Here is an 18,605-nt window from a genome sequence, read left to right as displayed (position 1 = left end):
TCTGCCCTTGCGAAGCTGCTGCCGATGCGCCCGAACCCGTTGTTGCCGCTGGTCGGCATCCTTGCCTGCGCCGCCGCGCCGGCCTGGGCGCAGGACTCCGAGGCGCGCAACCGGGTGGTGGTGATCGAGAACGTCAAGCTGGACTACGCCCAGGTCCTGAACGTGGAGCCGGTCTACCAGACCCTGCGCGCCACCCGCACCGAGCAGCAATGCGATCCGGCCCCCGCGCCGGCCCCGGCGGCGCCGGCGCCCAAGCCAGCCGAGGACGACAGCCGTTTGAACCGGCTGATGGATTCGGTGAAGGACATCTTCAGCCGCCGCCACGAGGAGCCAGCCCCGGCGGCTGCGCCGGCCGCGGCGCCGCAGGGCGGACGCAACTGCCGGATGGTCGAGGTCGGCCGCGAGTTCCGCCGGCCCATCGCCTTCGACGTGGACTATGTCTACAAGGGCACCAAGTACCGCTCGCGGCTGCCCGAGGATCCGGGCAACCGCCTGCGTATCCGCGTCTCGGTGGCGCCCTACGTGCCCGACGCGGTGGTGGTGCCGCCGCGCTGAGCGCCGCGCGCGCTTGCGCCTGTGGCGTGCGCGTGCGAGGATGCGCGCCGATGAAAGCGAACCTGCCCCAGCACGATCTCAGCGCCGCACGCATGGCCTCGGGCATGACGTCGCGCGCGCGTCGACCGGAATCCCACATTCTCGCTGGGTAACCGGAGCGTCGTGCCGTTCGTTCTGAAAACCCAGCCCGAGGCTGGGTTTTTTCGTTTTCATCGGCCGGAAAAGTTTCACCCGTAAAGAACAACGCCATAGCACCTCCCGCGCGTCCCCGCGTCCCCACCGCTGCAAAGGATCGATCGATGTCTCTGAAGCATTTCTTGAACACCCAGGACTGGAGCCGCGCCGAACTGGACGCGGTGCTGACCCAGGCGGCGCTGTTCAAGCGCAACCGCCTCGGCAGCGAGCTGAAGGGCAAGTCGATCGCGCTGGTGTTCTTCAACCCGTCCATGCGCACCCGCACCAGCTTCGAGCTGGGCGCGTTCCAGTTGGGCGGCCACGCGGTGGTGCTGCAGCCGGGCAAGGACGCGTGGCCGATCGAGTTCGACCTGGGCACGGTGATGGACGGCGACACCGAGGAGCACATCGCCGAGGTGGCGCGGGTGCTGGGCCGCTACGTGGACATGATCGGCGTGCGCGCGTTCCCGAAGTTCGTCGACTGGGCCAAGGACCGCGAGGACCTGGTGCTGAAGAGCTTCGCCAAGTACTCGCCGGTGCCGGTGATCAACATGGAGACCATCACCCATCCCTGCCAGGAGCTGGCGCATGCGCTGGCGCTGCAGGAGCACTTCGGCACCCGCGACCTGCGCGGCAAGAAGTACGTGCTGACCTGGACCTACCATCCCAAGCCGCTGAACACCGCGGTGGCCAATTCCGCACTGACCATCGCCACCCGCCTGGGCATGGACGTGACCCTGCTATGCCCGACCCCGGACTACGTGCTCGACGAGCGCTACATGGGCTGGGCCGCGCAGAACGTGGCCGAGAGCGGCGGCTCGCTGAGCGTCAGCCACGACATCGACAGCGCCTACGCCGGGGCCGACGTGGTCTACGCCAAGAGCTGGGGCGCGCTGCCGTTCTTCGGCAACTGGGGCCCGGAGAAGCCGATCCGCGACCAGTACCAGCACTTCATCGTCGACGAACGCAAGATGGCGCTGACCAACAACGGCGTGTTCTCGCACTGCCTGCCACTGCGCCGCAACGTCAAGGCCACCGACGCGGTGATGGATTCGCCCAACTGCATCGCCATCGACGAAGCCGAGAACCGCCTGCATGTGCAGAAGGCGATCATGGCGGCGCTTGCCGGCCAGGGCCGTCGGGATTCGTGATTCGGGATTGGGGAGTCGCAGCAGCGCCCCCTTTCCGTTCCTAACTTAGTCAACCGCAGAGAGACGCCCCCATGTCGCAGCAAGCCGCTTCCACCAATCCCGACTCCCCACTCCCGAATCCCGGCACCAAGGACATCGTCCTCGCCTTCTCCGGCGGCCTCGATACCAGCTTCTGCATTCCCTACCTGCAGGCCAAGGGCTATGCGGTGCACACCGTGTTCGCCGATACCGGCGGCGTGGACGCCGAGGAGCGTGACTTCATCGAGAAGCGCGCCGCGGAACTGGGTGCGGCCAGCCACGTCACCGTCGACGGCGGCCCGGCGATCTGGGCCGGCTTCGTCAAGCCGTTCGTGTGGGCGGGCGAGGGCTACCAGGGCCAGTACCCGCTGCTGGTATCGGACCGCTACCTGATCGTCGATGCCGCGCTCAAGCGCGCCGAGGAGCTGGGTACCAAGGTCATCGCCCACGGCTGCACCGGCATGGGCAACGACCAGGTGCGCTTCGACCTGGCGGTCAAGGCGCTGGGCGACTACGAGATCGTCGCGCCGATCCGCGAAATCCAGAAGGAACACACCCAGACCCGCGCCTACGAGCAGAAGTACCTGGAGGAGCGCGGCTTCGGCGTGCGCGCCAAGCAGCAGGCCTACACCATCAACGAGAACCTGCTCGGCCTGACCATGTCCGGCGGCGAGATCGACCGCTGGGAAGCGCCGGGCGAGGGCGCCCGCGGCTGGTGCGCGCCGCGCAGCGCGTGGCCCACCGAGCCGCTGACGGTGAAGCTGAAGTTCGTGCACGGCGAGGCGGTCGAACTCGACGGCAAGGCGCTGCCGGGCGAACAGATCCTGGCCAAGCTCAACAAGCTGTTCGCGCCCTACGGCGTGGGCCGCGGCGTGTACACCGGCGACACCGTGATCGGCCTGAAGGGCCGCATCGTGTTCGAGGCGCCGGGCCTGGTGGCGCTGCTGGCCGCGCACCGCGCGCTGGAGGACGCGGTGCTGACCAAGCAGCAGAACCGCTTCAAGCCGGACGTGGCGCGCAAGTGGGTGGAGCTGGTCTACGAAGGCTTCTACCACGACCCGCTGAAGACCGACCTGGAAGCCTTCCTGAAGTCGTCGCAGGCGATGGTCAACGGCGAGGTGACGCTGGAGACCCGCGGCGGCCGCGTCGACGCGGTGGCGGTGAAGTCGCCGCACCTGCTCAACGCCAAGGGCGCGACCTACGCGCAGTCGGCGGACTGGGGCGTGGCCGAGGCCGAGGGCTTCATCAAGCTGTTCGGGATGAGCTCGACGCTGTACGCGCAAGTCAACCGCTGACGCTCCGAAAAGCCCCTCTCCCTCCGGGAGAGGGGTTGGGGGCGCCGCAGGAAGCCTTCGGAACCGACATGACGAACGCGTCGCCACGCGCCAGCCATGGGGAACTGCTGCAGCATTTGCTCCCATTGTTCGCCATCCGGGCGCGTGGCGACGCGTTCGGCCTGGGCGCTTCCCGAAGTGTCGCGAAGCGCCCCTCATCCGCCCCCCTCCGGGGGCACCTTCTCCCGGTGGGAGAAGGGTTCATCCGACCAGCACCACTGCGGCCTGACCCATGACCGATCTGCTCACCTCCACGCTCGATCACCTGCAGGCGCTGGTGTCCTTCGACACCCGCAATCCGCCGCGGGCGATCGGCACCGATGGCATCTTCGACTACCTCCGCGCGCAGCTGCCCGGCTTCGCGGTGGAGGTGATCGACCACGGCGCCGGCGCGGTCAGCCTGTACGCGGTACGCGGCACGCCCAAGTACCTGTTCAACGTGCATCTGGACACGGTGCCGGATTCGCCGCACTGGAGCGCCGATCCGCACGTGATGCGGCGCCTGGACGATCGTGTGGTCGGCCTGGGCGTGTGCGACATCAAGGGTGCGGCGGCGGCGCTGCTGGCCGCGGCCAATGCCGGCGACGGCGATGCCGCGTTCCTGTTCTCCAGCGACGAGGAAGCCAACGACCCGCGCTGCATCGCTGCGTTCCTGGCCCGCGGCATCGCCTACGAGGCGGTGCTGGTGGCCGAGCCGACCATGAGCGAGGCGGTGCTGGCGCACCGTGGCATCAGTTCGGTGCTGATGCGCTTCGCCGGCCGCGCCGGGCATGCGTCCGGCAAGCAGGACGCCGCGGCCAGCGCCCTGCATCAGGCGATGCGCTGGGGCGGCCGCGCGCTGGACCACGTGGAGTCGCTGGCGCACGCGCGCTTCGGCGGGCTGACCGGGCTGCGCTTCAACATCGGCCGGGTCGAGGGCGGGATCAAGGCCAACATGATCGCGCCGGCGGCGGAGCTGCGCTTCGGTTTTCGGCCGCTGCCGTCGATGGACGTGGATGCGTTGCTGGCGACTTTCGCCGGCTTCGCCGAGCCGGCCGCGGCGCACTTCGAGGAAACCTTCCGCGGGCCGAGCCTGCCCTCCGGTGACATCGCCCGCGCCGAGGACAAGCGCCTGGCCGCGCGCGATGTCGCCGATGCGCTGGAGCTGCCGATCGGCAATGCGGTGGACTTCTGGACCGAGGCCTCGCTGTTCTCCGCCGGCGGCTACACCGCGCTGGTCTACGGCCCGGGCGACATCGCCCAGGCGCATACCGCCGACGAGTTCGTGACGCTGGAGCAACTGCAGCGCTACGCCGACTCGGTCCACCACATCATCAACGGCGCGCGCTGAGCCGCGCGCCTTCCCACGTCGCCCGGACCGGTCCTGCGATCGGCTCCACCCTGGATTCCTTCGGACATCGCCCCACGCCATGCACGCCAACCGCCAAACCCGCCAGACCATCGTGCGCCTGCTCTCGAGCATGGCCAGCGCCAAGGAGATCAGCCAGTACCTCAAGCGCTTCTCGCAGCTGGACGCCAAGCGCTTCGCCGTGGTCAAGGTCGGCGGCGCGGTGCTGCGCGACGACCTGGAGGCGCTGACCTCCTCGCTGTCGTTCCTGCAGGAAGTGGGCTTGACCCCGATCGTGCTGCACGGCGCCGGCCCGCAACTGGACGCGGAACTGTCCGCTGCCGGCATCGACAAGCAGACCGTCAACGGCCTGCGGGTGACCTCGCCGGAAGCGCTGGCGATCGTGCGCCGGGTGTTCCAGGCTTCCAATCTGAAGCTGGTCGAGGCGCTGCAGCAGAACGGCGCGCGCGCCACCTCGATCACCGGCGGCGTGTTCGAGGCGCAGTACCTGGACCGCGACACCTACGGGCTGGTCGGCGAGGTCACCGCGGTGAACCTGGCGCCGATCGAGGCCAGCCTGCAGGCCGGCTCGATCCCGGTCATCACCAGCCTGGGCGAGACCCCCAGCGGGCAGATCCTCAACATCAACGCCGATTTCGCCGCCAACGAACTGGTGCAGGAGCTGCAGCCGTACAAGATCATCTTCCTCACCGGCACCGGCGGCCTGCTCGACGAGAAGGGGACGGTGATCGATTCGATCAACCTGTCCACCGAGTACGACCACCTGATCGCGCAGCCGTGGATCCATGGCGGCATGAAGGTGAAGATCGAGCAGATCAAGGACCTGCTGGACCGGCTGCCGCTGGAGTCGTCGGTGTCGATCACGCGCCCGGCCGACCTGGCCAAGGAACTGTTCACCCACAAGGGCTCGGGCACCCTGGTGCGGCGCGGCGAGAAGGTGCTGCGCGCCACGACATGGGGCGAGCTGGACCTGCCGCGGCTGAAGACCCTGATCGAATCCAGTTTCGGCCGCACCCTGGTGCCGGACTATTTCGACACCACCAAGCTGCTGCGCGCCTACGTCAGCGAGAACTACCGCACCGCGGTGATCCTGACCGACGAGGGCGGCTATACCTACCTGGATAAGTTCGCGGTGCTCGACGACGCGCAGGGCGAGGGCCTGGGCCGCGCGGTGTGGAACGTGATGCGCGAAGAGACGCCGCAGCTGTTCTGGCGTTCGCGCCACAACAACCAGGTCAACATCTTCTACTACGCCGAGTCCGACGGCTGCTTCAAGCAGGAGAAGTGGAAGGTGTTCTGGTACGGCCTGGAGACCTTCGAGCAGATCCAGCACTGCGTGGCGCATTGCGCCACGCGCACGCCGACCCTGCAGGGTTGAGCGGCGCCGTCGTCATGACCGTTCCCATCTCCAGCATCGATCCCGTGCTGCCCGAGGCCTGGCGCCACGTGCCCACACTGCGCGGGCGCCACGTCAGCCTGGAGCCACTGCAGGCGGCGCATGCCGAGGGCCTGCGCGCCGCGCTGCGCGGCAGCGGCCTGGACGCGCTGTGGTACACCAATGTGCCCGCGCCGGAGCGGGTGGACGCCTACGTCGCTGCCGCGCTGGAGGTGCAGGCGCTGGGCCGGGTGCTGCCGTTCGTGGTGCGCGATGCGCAGGGCGAGATCGTCGGCAGCACGCGTTTCTACGGCCTGGATCCGCAGGTGCCGACGCTGTCGATCGGCTACACCTGGTACGCGCCGCGGGTGCAGCGCAGCGGCCTGAACACCGAGGCCAAGCTGTTGCTGCTCGGCCACGCTTTCGAATCGCTCGGCTGCCTCAGCGTGGTGTTCGAGACCAGCTGGTTCAATCACGCCTCGCGCACCGCGATCGCGCGGCTGGGGGCCAAGCAGGACGGCGTGCTGCGCAATCACAAGCGCCATGCCGACGGCACGCCGCGCGACACCGTCATCTTCTCCATCATCGATACGGAATGGGCCGGGGTGAAACGCCACCTGCAGTTCCGCCTGGATTCGCACGCATGAGCACTCCCGTTTATTCCATCGGCATCGTCGGCGCCCGCGGCCACACCGGCGCCGAGCTGATCCGCCTGATCGCCGCGCATCCGCAGTTGCGCCTGGCGTTCCTGTCCTCGCGCGAGCTGGACGGGCAGCGCGTGGATGCGCACCACGACACCTACCAGGGCGAGTTGCGCTACGAGAACCTCGATCCCGAGGCGGTGGCGGCCAAGCGCGCCGACGTGGTGGTGCTGGCGCTGCCCAACGGCAAGGCCGCGCCCTATGTGGCGGCGCTGGATGCGGCGGTTGCCGCCGGCGCGGCCGATCCGATCGTGGTCGATCTGTCCGCCGACTACCGCTTCGACCCGGCCTGGTACTACGGTCTGCCGGAACTGACCCGTGCGCGTTATGCCGGGCAACGCCGCATCAGCAACCCGGGCTGCTACGCCACCGCGATGCAGCTGGCGATCGCGCCGTTGCGCGAGCAGCTCGCCGGGCCGCCGCAGTGCTTCGGCGTGTCCGGCTATTCCGGCGCCGGCACCACGCCGTCGGACAAGAACAACCCGGCGCTGTTGCATGACAACCTGATGCCGTATGCGCTGACCGACCACATGCATGAGCGCGAGGTGTCCGCGCAGCTCGGCGTGCCGGTGGAATTCATGCCGCATGTGGCGCCGCATTTCCGCGGCATCACCATGACCGTGAACCTGTGGCTGCAGCAACCGCTCAAGCTGGATGCGGTGCAACAGCTGTATCGCACGCGCTATGCCGGCGAGCCGCTGATCGAGGTGATCGACGAGGCACCCTGGGTCAGCCGCATCGCCGGCCGCCACGGCGTGCAGCTCGGCGGCTTCACCCTGGCCCCGGGCAACAAGCGCCTGGTGCTGGTGGCGACGCTGGACAACCTGCTCAAGGGCGCCGCGACGCAGGCAATGCAGAACCTCAACCTGGCGCTGGGCGTGGACGAACTGACCTCGATCCCCCGGATGCACACGCCGGAGTAGGGCGCCACGTCAGCACGGCATCCATCACCGCTGCAGCGCGCCGCTTCCCGAATCCCCATTCCCCAATCCCCAATCCCGGCTCTCCAATGACCAATCTGCTCTGGCAAAAACCCGGTGTCGCCGTCGACACGCAGATCCAGGCGTTCCTGGCCGGCGACGACGTGCTCCTGGACCGCGAGTTCTTCCTGCACGACATCGCCGCCAGCGGCGCGCACGCCGAAGGCCTGCAACGCATCGGCATCCTGTCCGCCGACGAACTGGCCGGGCTGCAGCGCGAGCTGGCGGTGCTGGCCGAGGATTTCCGCAGTGGCGCGTTCGTGCTGGATGCGCGCTTCGAGGACGGCCACTCGGCGATCGAGGCGCGGCTGACCGAGCGCCTGGGCGATGCCGGGCGCAAGATCCACACCGGGCGCAGCCGCAACGACCAGATCCTGGTGGCCACCCGGCTGTGGCTGAAGGACAAGCTGGCGCGGCTGGCGCAACTGAGCGCAGAGATCGCCAAGGTGGCGCTGGACCGCGCGCAGGCCGAGCGCGACCTGCCGGTGCCCGGCTACACCCACATCCAGCGCGCCGTGGTGTCCTCGGCGGGCATGTGGTGGGCGGGCTGGGCCGAGGCCTTCATCGACAACGCGCTGCGCGCCCGCGACACCTTGCGCCTGGTCGACTGCAATCCGCTCGGCACCGCCGCCGGCTACGGCGTCAATCTGCCGCTGGACCGTGCGCACACCACCGCCGCGCTGGGCTTCGCGCGCCTGCAGGTCAGCCCGATCTACGCGCAGCTCTCGCGCGGCAAGTTCGAGATGGCCGCGCTGGAAGCGCTGGGCAGCGCCACCCTGGATCTGCGCCGCCTGGCCTGGGACCTGTCGTTGTTCACCAGCGGCGAATTCGGTTTCGTCGCGCTGCCGGCGCAGTACACCACCGGCAGCTCGATCATGCCCAACAAGCGCAACCCGGACGTGATCGAGCTGATGCGCGCCACCCACGCCAGCGTGGCCGCCGCGCGCACCGAAATCGAACAGTTGCTGTCGCTGCCGTCGGGCTATCACCGCGACCTGCAGAGCAGCAAGGGCGCGATCTTCCACGGCTTCGGCCGCGGCCTGGCCGCGCTGGAGCTGCTGCCGGCGCTGCTGGCCAATCTCGAGTGGCGCGAGGACAGGTTGCGCGCGGCGATCGATTCGGGCATGTACGCCACCGACGTGGCGGTGGAAGCCGCGGTGGCCGGCGTGCCGTTCCGCGAGGCCTACCAGGCCGCTGCCGCGTCGGCCGACAGCGCCGGGCAGGGGCGCACGCCGGAAGGCAGCCTGGCGGCGCGGGTCTCGCCCGGCGCCGCCGCCGATCTGCAGTTGCAGGCGCTGCGCGCGCGCTGGGAGACCCTGGGATGAGCCTGCGCGGCCGTCCCGCAGGCTGGCGCACGGCGGCGATCGCATCGCCCGCCTGGCAAGCCATCGCGGGCGGCCTGCGGACCATTGCCCTGGCGCTGCTCGCCGCGGGGCTGCTGTCGCTGCCCGCGGCCCCGGCCGGCGCAGCGACCAATGCGGCGCAGAAGGTGGCGGTCTACCGCGGTGCGGCCGGCTGCCGCGGCTGCTCGGAGATGGTGGTGGATGCGTTGCGCGCCACCGGCCTGCCGCTGACCATCGTCTATGTCGGCGAGCGCGAACCGCTGCACGTGACCCCCGCCACGCTGCGCGATGTCGATCTGTACATCCAGCCCGGCGGCGGCCAGGACATCGCGGCCGCGTACGCCGCCCTCGGCGACGAGGGCGCCGCGGCCTTGCGCGACTTCGTCAGCGGCGGCAGGGGCTTCCTGGGCCTGTGCATGGGCGCGTACCTGGCCGACCGCGACGGCATTGGCCTGGTCGATGTGGCGCTGCAGTCGGAAGTCGGGCGTCCGCGCTCGGGCATCGGCGACGAAGGCGACCACACCATCGCCATCCGCTGGGACGGCACCTGGCAGCGCGTCTACTATCAGGACGGCCCGTTCCTCACCGGCAGCGCGGCGGACGGCTTCGTGCCGATCGCCCGGTACGGCAATGGCGACGTGGCGATCGCACGCTATCGCCATGGCCGCGGCACGGTGGTGCTGGCCGGGCCGCATCCGGAGGCGGACGAACGCTGGATGGACGCGGCCGCCGACGTCGCCCCGCAGGACAACCTGCGGCGGCTGCTGCGGCTGTTTCCCGGCCTCGGCGCCCGCGCGGAGGCAAGGCCGGCGCTGCGTTGACGCAGCACGGTCGTCGAACGTTTACCGGGCGCGTGCCATGCCGCGCCCTCGCACGCAGGAGAAGGCAATGACGTTGTACCTGGTGATGGCGATGCGCAAGCCGGCGTTTCCGGAGTCGGTGATCCAGCCGCATCGCGACTTCCTGGCCGCGCTGCGCGAGCGCGGGCTGCTGGAGCGCGCCGGCGGCTTCGGCGATGGCAGCGGCGGTGCCTACGTGCTCAAGAACGTGGACAGCCTGGCACAGGCGCAGGCCATCGTCGCCGAGGATCCGCTGGCGCTCCAGGCCGCGTCCGAGCTGAGCGTGTACGCCTGGAACGCGCACTGAGCCGAGCGAGCGCCCGATGACCGCACCGACCGCCACCGCCGCCACGTCCTTCGTCGAGCAAGCGCTGCCGCCCTGGCGGCGCGCGGTGCTCAAGGTCGGCAGCAGCCTGCTGGCCGCCGACGGCGGCGGGCTGACCCCGCGTTTTGCGCTAGGCCTGGCGCAGTTCGTGTCGGCCAACCTGGCGACCGGGCGCGAACTGGTGATCGTGTCCTCCGGCGCGGTCGCCGCCGGCCGCGCCATCGTGCCCAAGGCCGCCGAAGCCGGCGCGGCCTTGGCCGCGCGGCAGGCGCTGGCCGCGCTCGGCCAGGCGCAGTTGATCGCGCTGTGGCAGCGCTTCTTCGAGCGGCCGGTGGCGCAGGTGCTGCTGACCCACGACGACCTGCGCAACCGCCGCCGTTACCTTAACGCGCGCGCCACCCTGGGCGAACTCTTGAGGTTGGGCGCGCTGCCGGTGGTCAACGAGAACGACACGGTCTCGGTGGATGAACTCAAGCTCGGCGACAACGACAATCTCGCCGCGATCGTCGCCGCTCTGGTCGACGCCGATGCGTTGTTCATCGCCACCGACATCGACGGCCTGTACACCGCCGACCCGCGCCGCGATCCGCAGGCGCAGCCGCTGCACGAGGTGCAGGAGCTGAGCGCGGCGGTGCTGGCGATGGCCGGCGGCAGCGGCAGCGGCGTCGGCACCGGCGGCATGCGCACCAAGCTGGAGGCCGCGGCCAAGGCCGGTGCCGCCGGCATCGAAACCTATCTGTTCAACGGCCGCAGCGCCGAGGTGGTGCGCGGCCTGGCCCAGGACCGCCTGCGCGGCACCCGCATCCATGCCGCGCGCACCCGCATCGCCGCGCGCAAGTACTGGCTACGCCACGTGCCGGTGGAGCCGGGGGCGATCCTGGTCGACGCCGGTGCCGCGACTGCGCTGCTCGACAAGGGCGCCTCGCTGCTGCCGGGCGGGGTGGCCGGCGCCGTGGGCGAGTTCCGCCGCGGCGACATGGTCGAGGTACGGCTGCGCGATGCGGCCGGCGAGCGCTGCCTGGCGCGCGGGGTCAGCCAGTACGCGGCGGTGGACATCCGCCGCATCGCCGGCCGCCACTCGCGCGACATCGAGGCGATCCTGGGCTACAACTACGGCGAGAATGTGATTCATCGCGACGACCTGGTGGTGGTGCGGGAATCGGGAGTCGGGCATGGGGAATCGGCGTAAGCGCGCCCGCCCCGCGCTGGTCGCGACCGTGCCGCGGGTCGCGCCGCAACGCCGGCACCTGCGTCGCGCCTCGCGTTCGCTGCCTCGCATCGTCCGGTATGGCGCGTAGCCTTTCCCGAATCCCGAATCCCGAATCCCGAATCCACCGGAGCCGCCCAATGACCTCCATCCGCACCCAGGCCCTGCACTGTCGCGATGCCGCGCAAGCGCTGGCGCAGTTGTCGTCGTCGGCCAAACAGGCGCTGCTGGAGGCGATGGCGGCGGCGCTGGAAGCGGATGCCGACGCGATCCTCGCCGCCAACGCGCGCGACCTCGACGCGGCGCGGGCCAAGGAGGTCGGTAGCGCGATGCTCGATCGGCTGGCGTTGGACCGCAAGCGCCTGGACGGCATCGCCGCGGCGCTGCGCGAGGTGGCGGGCTTGCCCGATCCGGTGGGGCAGGTCACCCGCGACGACGTGCGCCCCAACGGCATCCGCGTGCAGAAGATCCGCGTGCCGCTGGGCGTGGTGGCGATGATCTACGAGGCGCGCCCCAACGTCACCGCCGACGCCGCGGCGCTGTGCATCAAGGCCGGCAACGGGGTGATCCTGCGCGGCGGTTCCGAGGCGATCCACTCCAATACCGCCATCGCCGCATCACTGCGCCGGGCGCTGCGCGCCGCCGGCATCGGCGAGGCCGCGCTGACCCTGGTCGAGGATCTGCGCCGCGAGACCATGCTGGAACTGCTGCAGCTGAACGACATCGTCGACCTGGCGATCCCGCGCGGCGGCGAGGGCCTGATCCGCTTCGTCGCCGAACATGCGCGGGTGCCGGTGATCAAGCACTACAAGGGCGTGTGCCATCTGTTCGTCGATGCCTCGGCCGACCTGGAGCTGGCGGTGAAGCTGCTGGTCGACGGCAAGACCACGCGGCCGGCCGCCTGCAATTCCCTGGAGACGCTGCTGGTGCACGCCGACGTGGCCGCGCGCTTTCTGCCGCTGGCGGCGCAGGCGTTGCGCCAGCGCGGCGTTACCCTGCGCGGCGATGCCGCCACCCGCGCGCTGCTGCCGGACATCGACCCTGCCAGCGACGAGGACTACGCCGCCGAATACCTGGACCTGATCCTGGCGGTGGCGGTGGTGCCGGATCTGGATGCGGCGATCGCGCATATCCGCCGCTACGGCTCGGACCACACCGAGGTCATCGCCACCGCGGACGCGACCAACGCCGAGGCCTTCGTGCAGGCGCTGCGCGCGGCGGTGGTGATGGTCAACGCCTCCTCGCGCTTCTCCGACGGCGGCGAACTTGGCCTGGGCGCAGAGATCGGCATTTCCACCACGCGCCTGCACGCCTATGGCCCGATGGGCCTGGAAGCGCTGACCGTGGAGCGCTTCGTGGTGCGCGGCGAAGGGCAGGTGCGGCACTGAGGCGCCGCGCCCCTGGTCGGCCGGGCGCCTGAGCTGCCTGGCAAGGGACTGGTCGGTGGCGTGTCGGTGGAGTTGGGCCAGGGCAGCCACTGGCGCTGATCGGAAGGGCGTGCCCACACGCTCGCGCACCGCGGCGCCGGCGGCGAAGAGCGGCGACCCAGCCTTTGTCACTTGCCGAGCGCGGCGTCGTCGCCTAGCGTCGCGGATTCGCCTCCTTTCGGGATCCAATGCCCATGCGCCGCCTCGCTCCTTGCCTGCTCGCCGCTGCCGTCGCCCTCGCCACCGCCGGCACCGCGTTCGCCCAGACCGCGCCGATGACGCCGGACATCACCGGCAAGCCGTTCGTCGCGCCGACCGCGGCCAACGACTACGTCAAGCGCGAGGTGATGATCCCGATGCGCGACGGGGTCAAGCTGCACACGGTGATCGTGCTGCCGAAGGGCGCGCACGGCGCGCCGATGCTGCTGACGCGCACGCCGTACGACGCCAGCGGCCGTGCCAGCCGGCTGGCCTCGCCGCACATGCGCGACCTGCTGCCGCAGGGCGACGAGGTGTTCGTGGACGGCGGCTACATCCGCGTGTTCCAGGATATCCGTGGCAAATACGGCTCGGAGGGCGACTACGTGGTGACCCGGCCGCTGCGCGGGCCGCTCAACCCGACCAAGGTCGATCACGCCACCGACGCCTGGGACACCATCGACTGGCTGGTCAAGCACGTGCCCGAATCCAACGGCAAGGTCGGCATGATCGGTTCGTCCTACGAGGGCTTCACCGTGGTGATGGCGCTGGCCGATCCGCATCCGGCGCTGAAGGTGGCCGCGCCGGAAAGCCCGATGATCGACGGCTGGATGGGCGACGATTGGCTCAACTACGGCGCCTTCCGCCAGGTCAACCTGGACTACTTCACCGGCCAGATGACCCGGCGCGGCAAGGGCGAGGGCATTCCGCGCCAGGGCTACGACGACTACAGCAACTTCCTGCGCGCCGGCTCGGCCGGCGACTACGCCAAGGCCGCCGGGCTGGAGCAGTTGCCGTGGTGGCGCAAGCTCACCGAGCACCCGGCCTACGATGCGTTCTGGCAGGAGCAGGCGCTGGACAAAGTGATGGCACGCACCCCGCTGAAGGTGCCGACGATGTGGCTGCAGGGGCTGTGGGACCAGGAAGACATGTGGGGCGCGATCCACAGCTACGAGGCGATGGAGCCGCGCGACACCGGCAACGACAGGAATTACCTGGTGATGGGGCCGTGGCGGCACAGCCAGGTCAACTACGAGGGCGCCTCGCTGGGCGCGCTGCAGTTCGACGGCGACACCGCGCTGCAGTTCCGCCGCGACGTGCTCAAGCCGTTCTTCGATCAGTACCTGGTCGATGGCGCGCCCAAGGCCGACACGCCGCCGGTGCTGATCTACGACACCGGCGCCAACCACTGGGATCGCCTGCAGCGCTGGCCGCTGAGCTGCGCGCAGGGCTGCCCGGCGCAGAGCAAGCCGCTGTACCTGGAGGCCGGCGGCCGCGTCTCGTTCGAGGCGCCCAAGGCCGGGCAGGGCGAGTACACCGAGTACGTGTCCGACCCGGCCAAGCCGGTGCCGTTCGTGCCGCGCCCGGTGGTGTTCGGCGATCGCGACATGTGGACCACCTGGCTGGTGCACGACCAGCGCTTCGTCGATGGCCGCCCGGACGTGCTGACCTTCGTCAGCGAACCGCTGCAGGCGCCGCTGCGCATCGCCGGCGCGCCGCAGGTGAACCTGCAGGCCTCCACCAGCGGCAGCGACAGCGACTGGGTGGTGAAGCTGATCGACGTGTACCCGGACCAGATGGCGTCCGATCCGAAACTGGGCGGCTACGAATTGCCGGTGTCGCTGGCGATCTTCCGCGGCCGCTACCGCGAAAGCTTCGAGCATCCGGCGCCGCTGACCCCGAACCAGCCGCTTGCCTACCGCTTCGGCCTGCCCACCGCCAACCACACCTTCGAGCGCGGCCACCGGGTGATGGTGCAGGTGCAGTCGAGCCTGTTCCCGCTGTACGACCGCAATCCGCAGACCTACGTGCCCAACATCTACTTCGCCAAGCCCGGCGATTACCAGAAGGCGACGCAGCGGATCTGGCACACGCCGCAGCAGGCCAGTTTCATCAGTTTGCCGGTGTACTGAGCCAGGGCGTGCCGCACCGGCGGCGCGCGACGCCACGCGTCGCGCTGCCGACCGTCCAGGTTCGGTGGGCCGATCGCCATGACAGGGCCGGGCGCTGCGCAGGCGCGCCGGCCGCACGGTGTCGCCTGCGCCTGTCGATGCAATCGTTTACCGGCGCGGTTCGGCGAACGCAGCCGATGGAGGGAGCGTACGCGGCCGCGCAGGACCGGGCCACGCCGGTCGCGTCATTTTTTTATTGCTTTGCGCAATAACCTCGAAAAACCCGCAGCGGGCTTTGTGAAAAAAGCGTCGCTGGAGTGTGGTGCTAAACACAGTTGTGTCACGGATTTGTGCCGGTTTATTGCCTATCTGTGTCGTCGTTGGCAAAGATCGGTGCGTGCAAACGGAAGGGGGGACCGCGTAACGCCAGTTCTTTGGCGGATATGCGGCACGATCGATCCGGACCTGAGGGTGGGCACCTCGCGATACAGGCGAGGCATGTCGGCGCAGTGTCATTGCACATGGTGTTGCCGTCCTGCCGTTCGAACTGTTTTGCTTTCACAAGGAGTGCCCGTGATGTCATTGGACACCGCCCGTTTGTCTCGTTCGCCCTGTCACGTGGCCCAGCGCCGCCGCCGGCCTCATCCCTGGGTTTCCCCCTTGCAACGACCCCGACGCTAGCTGCGTCCACCCCGACGTGGCGCGCGGTAGTGCGTGCGCTGCGTTGCTTGATCACCGATCCAAAGCTTGTCGTGGACCGATAGGGCCGCGTAGGTGAGGTGTTGCCTGCGCATCGGCCGGCTCGGCGCCCAGTCGCGTCGATTGCCCCAGGCCATCGGCTCACGCTCGCCCGCTTCCGCCCATCCTCGCGAAAGGAGTGTTCGTCATGAGTATCCAGGTCAAGGTTGTTCCGCACGACGCCGCCTCCGGGCGCGCCCAGGCCGTGCCGCTGCCCGCCGATGGCGTGGTGAACCTCACCCGGGCCAGCCAGGTGGTGCTGGACGTGGCGCCGGACAGCGTCGCCGCCTATACGCGTGAGGGCGGCGACCTGGTCGTACGGCTGAAGAACGGCGAGATGGTCCGCATCGCCCATTTCTTCGACGCCTCGGCCGAACCGAGTCAGTTGTTCCTGACCCGGGATGAGCGTCCGGTGGCAGTGCAGTTCGCGACCAGCAGCGAGGAAGGTGCGCTGCTGGCCAGCTACGCGCCGGTGACGGGCGAGGCCGGATTCGAATCCTTGACCGCGGCTGGCGCGGGCGGCATGGCCGGTGGGCTGGCTGCGCCCTGGCTGATGGCGGGTGGCGTCGCGCTCGGCGCTGGCGCGCTGGCCAGCATGAGCAGCGAGGACGATCGCAATGAAATCGTGCAGCCGCAGCCGCAGCCGCAGCCGCAGCCGTCGGCACCGGCCGTGGCGAGCAATCTGCAGATCTCCCCGGACGGCACCCAGATCACCGGCAACGCGCCGCCTGGCCACTGGGTCGGCATCGATATCGATGGTGATGGACAGGTGGACACGGTGGTCTTGGTCGGCACCGACGGCAGCTTCACCGTGACGCTGCCGGCGCCGGTGGTCGATGGCCAGATGGTGGGCGTGGTGGTCACCAGCCCTGGTGGGGCCTCCAGTCCGCCGGCGATGGTGCAGGCGCCGGACGTCACCCCGCCCGGTGCGGCCAGCAACCTGCAAGTGGCGCCCGATGGCAGCAGCCTCACCGGCACGGCGGAGGCAGGCGCGACGGTGGGTGTGGATACCAATGGCGATGGCGTGCCGGACGTGACCGCCGTGGTCGGCAGCGACGGCACCTTCACCGTACCGCTGCAGCCGCCACTCACCAATGGCGAACCGCTGACGGTGGTGGTGACCGACACGGCCGGTAACACCGGCCCCGGCGCCAGCGTCAACGCGCCTGACACCACGCCGCCGGCGGCGGCCGGCAATCTGCAGGTCTCGGCCGATGGCGGCAGCCTCACCGGCACCGCGGAGGCGGGTGCCACAGTAGGCGTGGATACCAATGGTGACGGCGTGCCGGACGTCACGGCCGTGGTGGGCAGCGATGGCACCTTCACCGTGCCCTTGCAGCCGCCGCTGACCGATGGCGAAACGCTGACCGTGGTGGTGACCGATCCGGGCGGCAACACCAGTCCGCCGGCCAGCGTGCAGGCGCCGGATCTGCTGGCGGCACCGGTCATCGACGCCAGCAACGGCAGCGTCATCGCCGGCACCTCGGAAGCGGGCGCGACCATCACCCTGACCGACGGCAACGGCGCACCGATCGGCCAGACCATCGTCGATGCGTCCGGCAACTGGAGCTTCACCCCGGCCACGCCGCTGGCGGACGGCACGGTGATCACGGCGGTCGCCAGCAATGCCGCCGGCACGGTCAGTCCGCCGGCGACCACCACGGTGGACGCGGTGGCGCCCGCGGCGCCGGTGCTGCAGCCGAGCAACGGCAGCGAAATCAACGGCACGGCGGAGGCCGGTGCTACAGTGACGGTGACCGACGGCAACGGCGCGGTGATCGGGCAGGCCGCGGTCGATGCGTCCGGCAACTGGAGCCTCGTTCCCGCCAGTCCGCTGCCGGACGGCGCAGTCATCACCGCCGTCGCCACCGATGCCGCAGGCAACGCCAGCCCGCCGGCGACGACCACCGTCGATGCGCTGGCGCCGGCCGCGCCAGTGCTGCAGCCGAGCGATGGCAGCGCGATCGTCGGCACGGCGGAGGCCGGCGCGACGGTCACCGTCACCGACGGCAACGGCACGGTGATCGGGCAGACCACCGCCGATGGCGCCGGCAACTGGAGCGTCACACCGGGCACGGCCTTGCCGGACGGCACCGTGGTCAACGTCGTCGCCACGGACGCGGCCGGCAACGTCAGCCCGCCCGCATCGCTCACCGTGGATGCGCTGGCACCGGCGGCGCCGGTGCTGCAGCCGAGCAACGGCACGGTGATCGTCGGTACCGCCGAGGCGGGGGCGACGGTGACGGTGACCGACGGCAACGGCACGCTGATCGGGCAGACCACCGCCGATGGCGCGGGCAACTGGAGCGTGACCCCGGGCGCCGCGTTGCCGGACGGCACCGTGGTCAACGCCGTGGCCACCGATGCGACCGGCAACGTCAGTCCGCCGGCGACGACCACGGTGGATGCGCTGGCGCCGGCGGCGCCGGTGCTGCAGCCGAGCAACGGCACGGCCATCGTCGGGACCGCCGAAGCAGGTGCGACAGTGACCGTCACCGACGGCAACGGCGCCCTGATTGGCCAAGCCACGGCCGATGCGTCCGGCAACTGGAGCGTCATCCCGGCGACACCGTTGGCGGATGGCGCGGTGGTCAACGCCATTGCCACCGACGCGGCCGGCAATGCCAGCCCGCCGGCGTCCACCACGGTCGATGCGCTGGCACCGGCGGCGCCGGTGCTGCAGCCGAGCAATGGCACGGCGATTGTCGGTACTGCGGAGGCGGGTGCGACCGTCACCGTCACCGACGGCAATGGCAACCTGATCGGGCAGACGACGGCCGATGGCGCCGGCAACTGGAGCGTGACCCCGGGCGCCGCGTTGCCTGACGGTACCGTGATCAACGCTGTCGCCACCGATGCGGCCGGCAATGCCAGCCCGCCGGCGTCCAGCACGGTCGATGCGCTGGCGCCAGCGGCGCCGGTACTGCAGCCGAGCAATGGCACGGCGATTGTCGGTACTGCGGAGGCGGGTGCGACCGTCACCGTCACCGACGGCAATGG

The 18,605-nt window shown here is 70.1% G+C and carries 14 protein-coding genes; all 14 read left to right on the top strand.

Translation table 11 applies throughout. From position 1 onward, the window contains the following. The first annotated feature begins 24 nt into the window (after nucleotides 1-24). Nucleotides 25-555, top strand: coding sequence for a hypothetical protein (locus PIQ37_RS15650; protein WP_342074152.1), 531 nt, complete (start codon nucleotides 25-27; stop codon nucleotides 553-555). 299 nt (nucleotides 556-854) lie between these two features. Beyond that, nucleotides 855-1,880 (top strand): N-acetylornithine carbamoyltransferase, encoded by a 1,026-nt coding sequence (locus tag PIQ37_RS15645; RefSeq protein ID WP_342074151.1) that lies wholly within the window; start codon nucleotides 855-857, stop codon nucleotides 1,878-1,880. A gap of 71 nt (nucleotides 1,881-1,951) precedes the next feature. Next, nucleotides 1,952-3,193: an argininosuccinate synthase gene (locus tag PIQ37_RS15640; protein WP_342074150.1), complete on the top strand. Its 1,242-nt coding sequence runs from the start codon at nucleotides 1,952-1,954 to the stop codon at nucleotides 3,191-3,193. A 271-nt stretch (nucleotides 3,194-3,464) separates the two neighbouring features. Further along, nucleotides 3,465-4,562, top strand: a complete 1,098-nt coding sequence (locus PIQ37_RS15635; protein ID WP_342074149.1) for an acetylornithine deacetylase — start codon at nucleotides 3,465-3,467, stop codon at nucleotides 4,560-4,562. Between the two features lie 79 nt (nucleotides 4,563-4,641). Then, entirely contained in the window at nucleotides 4,642-5,958 is a 1,317-nt protein-coding gene (locus tag PIQ37_RS15630) for an acetylglutamate kinase (protein WP_150409055.1), read from the top strand. A gap of 14 nt (nucleotides 5,959-5,972) precedes the next feature. Beyond that, nucleotides 5,973-6,602 (top strand): GNAT family N-acetyltransferase, encoded by a 630-nt coding sequence (locus tag PIQ37_RS15625; protein ID WP_152239359.1) that lies wholly within the window; start codon nucleotides 5,973-5,975, stop codon nucleotides 6,600-6,602. Then, the gene (argC, locus tag PIQ37_RS15620) at nucleotides 6,599-7,579 is read left to right on the top strand and encodes an N-acetyl-gamma-glutamyl-phosphate reductase (RefSeq protein ID WP_342074148.1); all 981 of its coding nucleotides are present in this window, start codon (nucleotides 6,599-6,601) and stop codon (nucleotides 7,577-7,579) included. Before PIQ37_RS15625 ends, argC begins: the two co-directional genes overlap by 4 nt. Before the next feature lie 86 nt (nucleotides 7,580-7,665). Next, the gene (argH, locus tag PIQ37_RS15615; RefSeq protein WP_342074147.1) at nucleotides 7,666-8,961 is read left to right on the top strand and encodes an argininosuccinate lyase; all 1,296 of its coding nucleotides are present in this window, start codon (nucleotides 7,666-7,668) and stop codon (nucleotides 8,959-8,961) included. Next, a complete protein-coding gene (locus tag PIQ37_RS15610; RefSeq protein WP_342074146.1) occupies nucleotides 8,958-9,800 on the top strand; it encodes a hypothetical protein in 843 nt (280 codons plus the stop codon). The genes argH and PIQ37_RS15610 overlap by 4 nt, the downstream gene beginning before the upstream one ends. A 67-nt stretch (nucleotides 9,801-9,867) precedes the next feature. Next, nucleotides 9,868-10,125: a YciI family protein gene (locus tag PIQ37_RS15605; RefSeq protein ID WP_342074145.1), complete on the top strand. Its 258-nt coding sequence runs from the start codon at nucleotides 9,868-9,870 to the stop codon at nucleotides 10,123-10,125. A 16-nt stretch (nucleotides 10,126-10,141) separates the two neighbouring features. Beyond that, nucleotides 10,142-11,332 (top strand): glutamate 5-kinase, encoded by a 1,191-nt coding sequence (gene proB / locus PIQ37_RS15600; protein WP_342074144.1) that lies wholly within the window; start codon nucleotides 10,142-10,144, stop codon nucleotides 11,330-11,332. Between the two features lie 158 nt (nucleotides 11,333-11,490). Next, nucleotides 11,491-12,738 carry a glutamate-5-semialdehyde dehydrogenase gene (locus PIQ37_RS15595; RefSeq protein WP_342074143.1) on the top strand — a complete coding sequence of 416 codons (1,248 nt, stop codon included), beginning with the start codon at nucleotides 11,491-11,493 and terminating at the stop codon, nucleotides 12,736-12,738. Nucleotides 12,739-12,971: 233 nt separating this feature from the next. Next, nucleotides 12,972-14,888: a CocE/NonD family hydrolase gene (locus tag PIQ37_RS15590; RefSeq protein ID WP_342074142.1), complete on the top strand. Its 1,917-nt coding sequence runs from the start codon at nucleotides 12,972-12,974 to the stop codon at nucleotides 14,886-14,888. Nucleotides 14,889-15,753: 865 nt separating this feature from the next. Then, on the top strand, nucleotides 15,754-18,605 hold a 2,852-nt coding region (locus PIQ37_RS15585), incomplete at its 3' end, for an Ig-like domain-containing protein (protein WP_342074141.1).

This window comes from Xanthomonas protegens (assembly GCF_038442435.1).
In the GTDB taxonomy this organism is placed as follows: domain Bacteria; phylum Pseudomonadota; class Gammaproteobacteria; order Xanthomonadales; family Xanthomonadaceae; genus Xanthomonas_A; species Xanthomonas_A sontii.
Note: the sequence above shows the minus strand (reverse complement) of the source record. Positions and strands in the feature narration are given on the sequence as shown.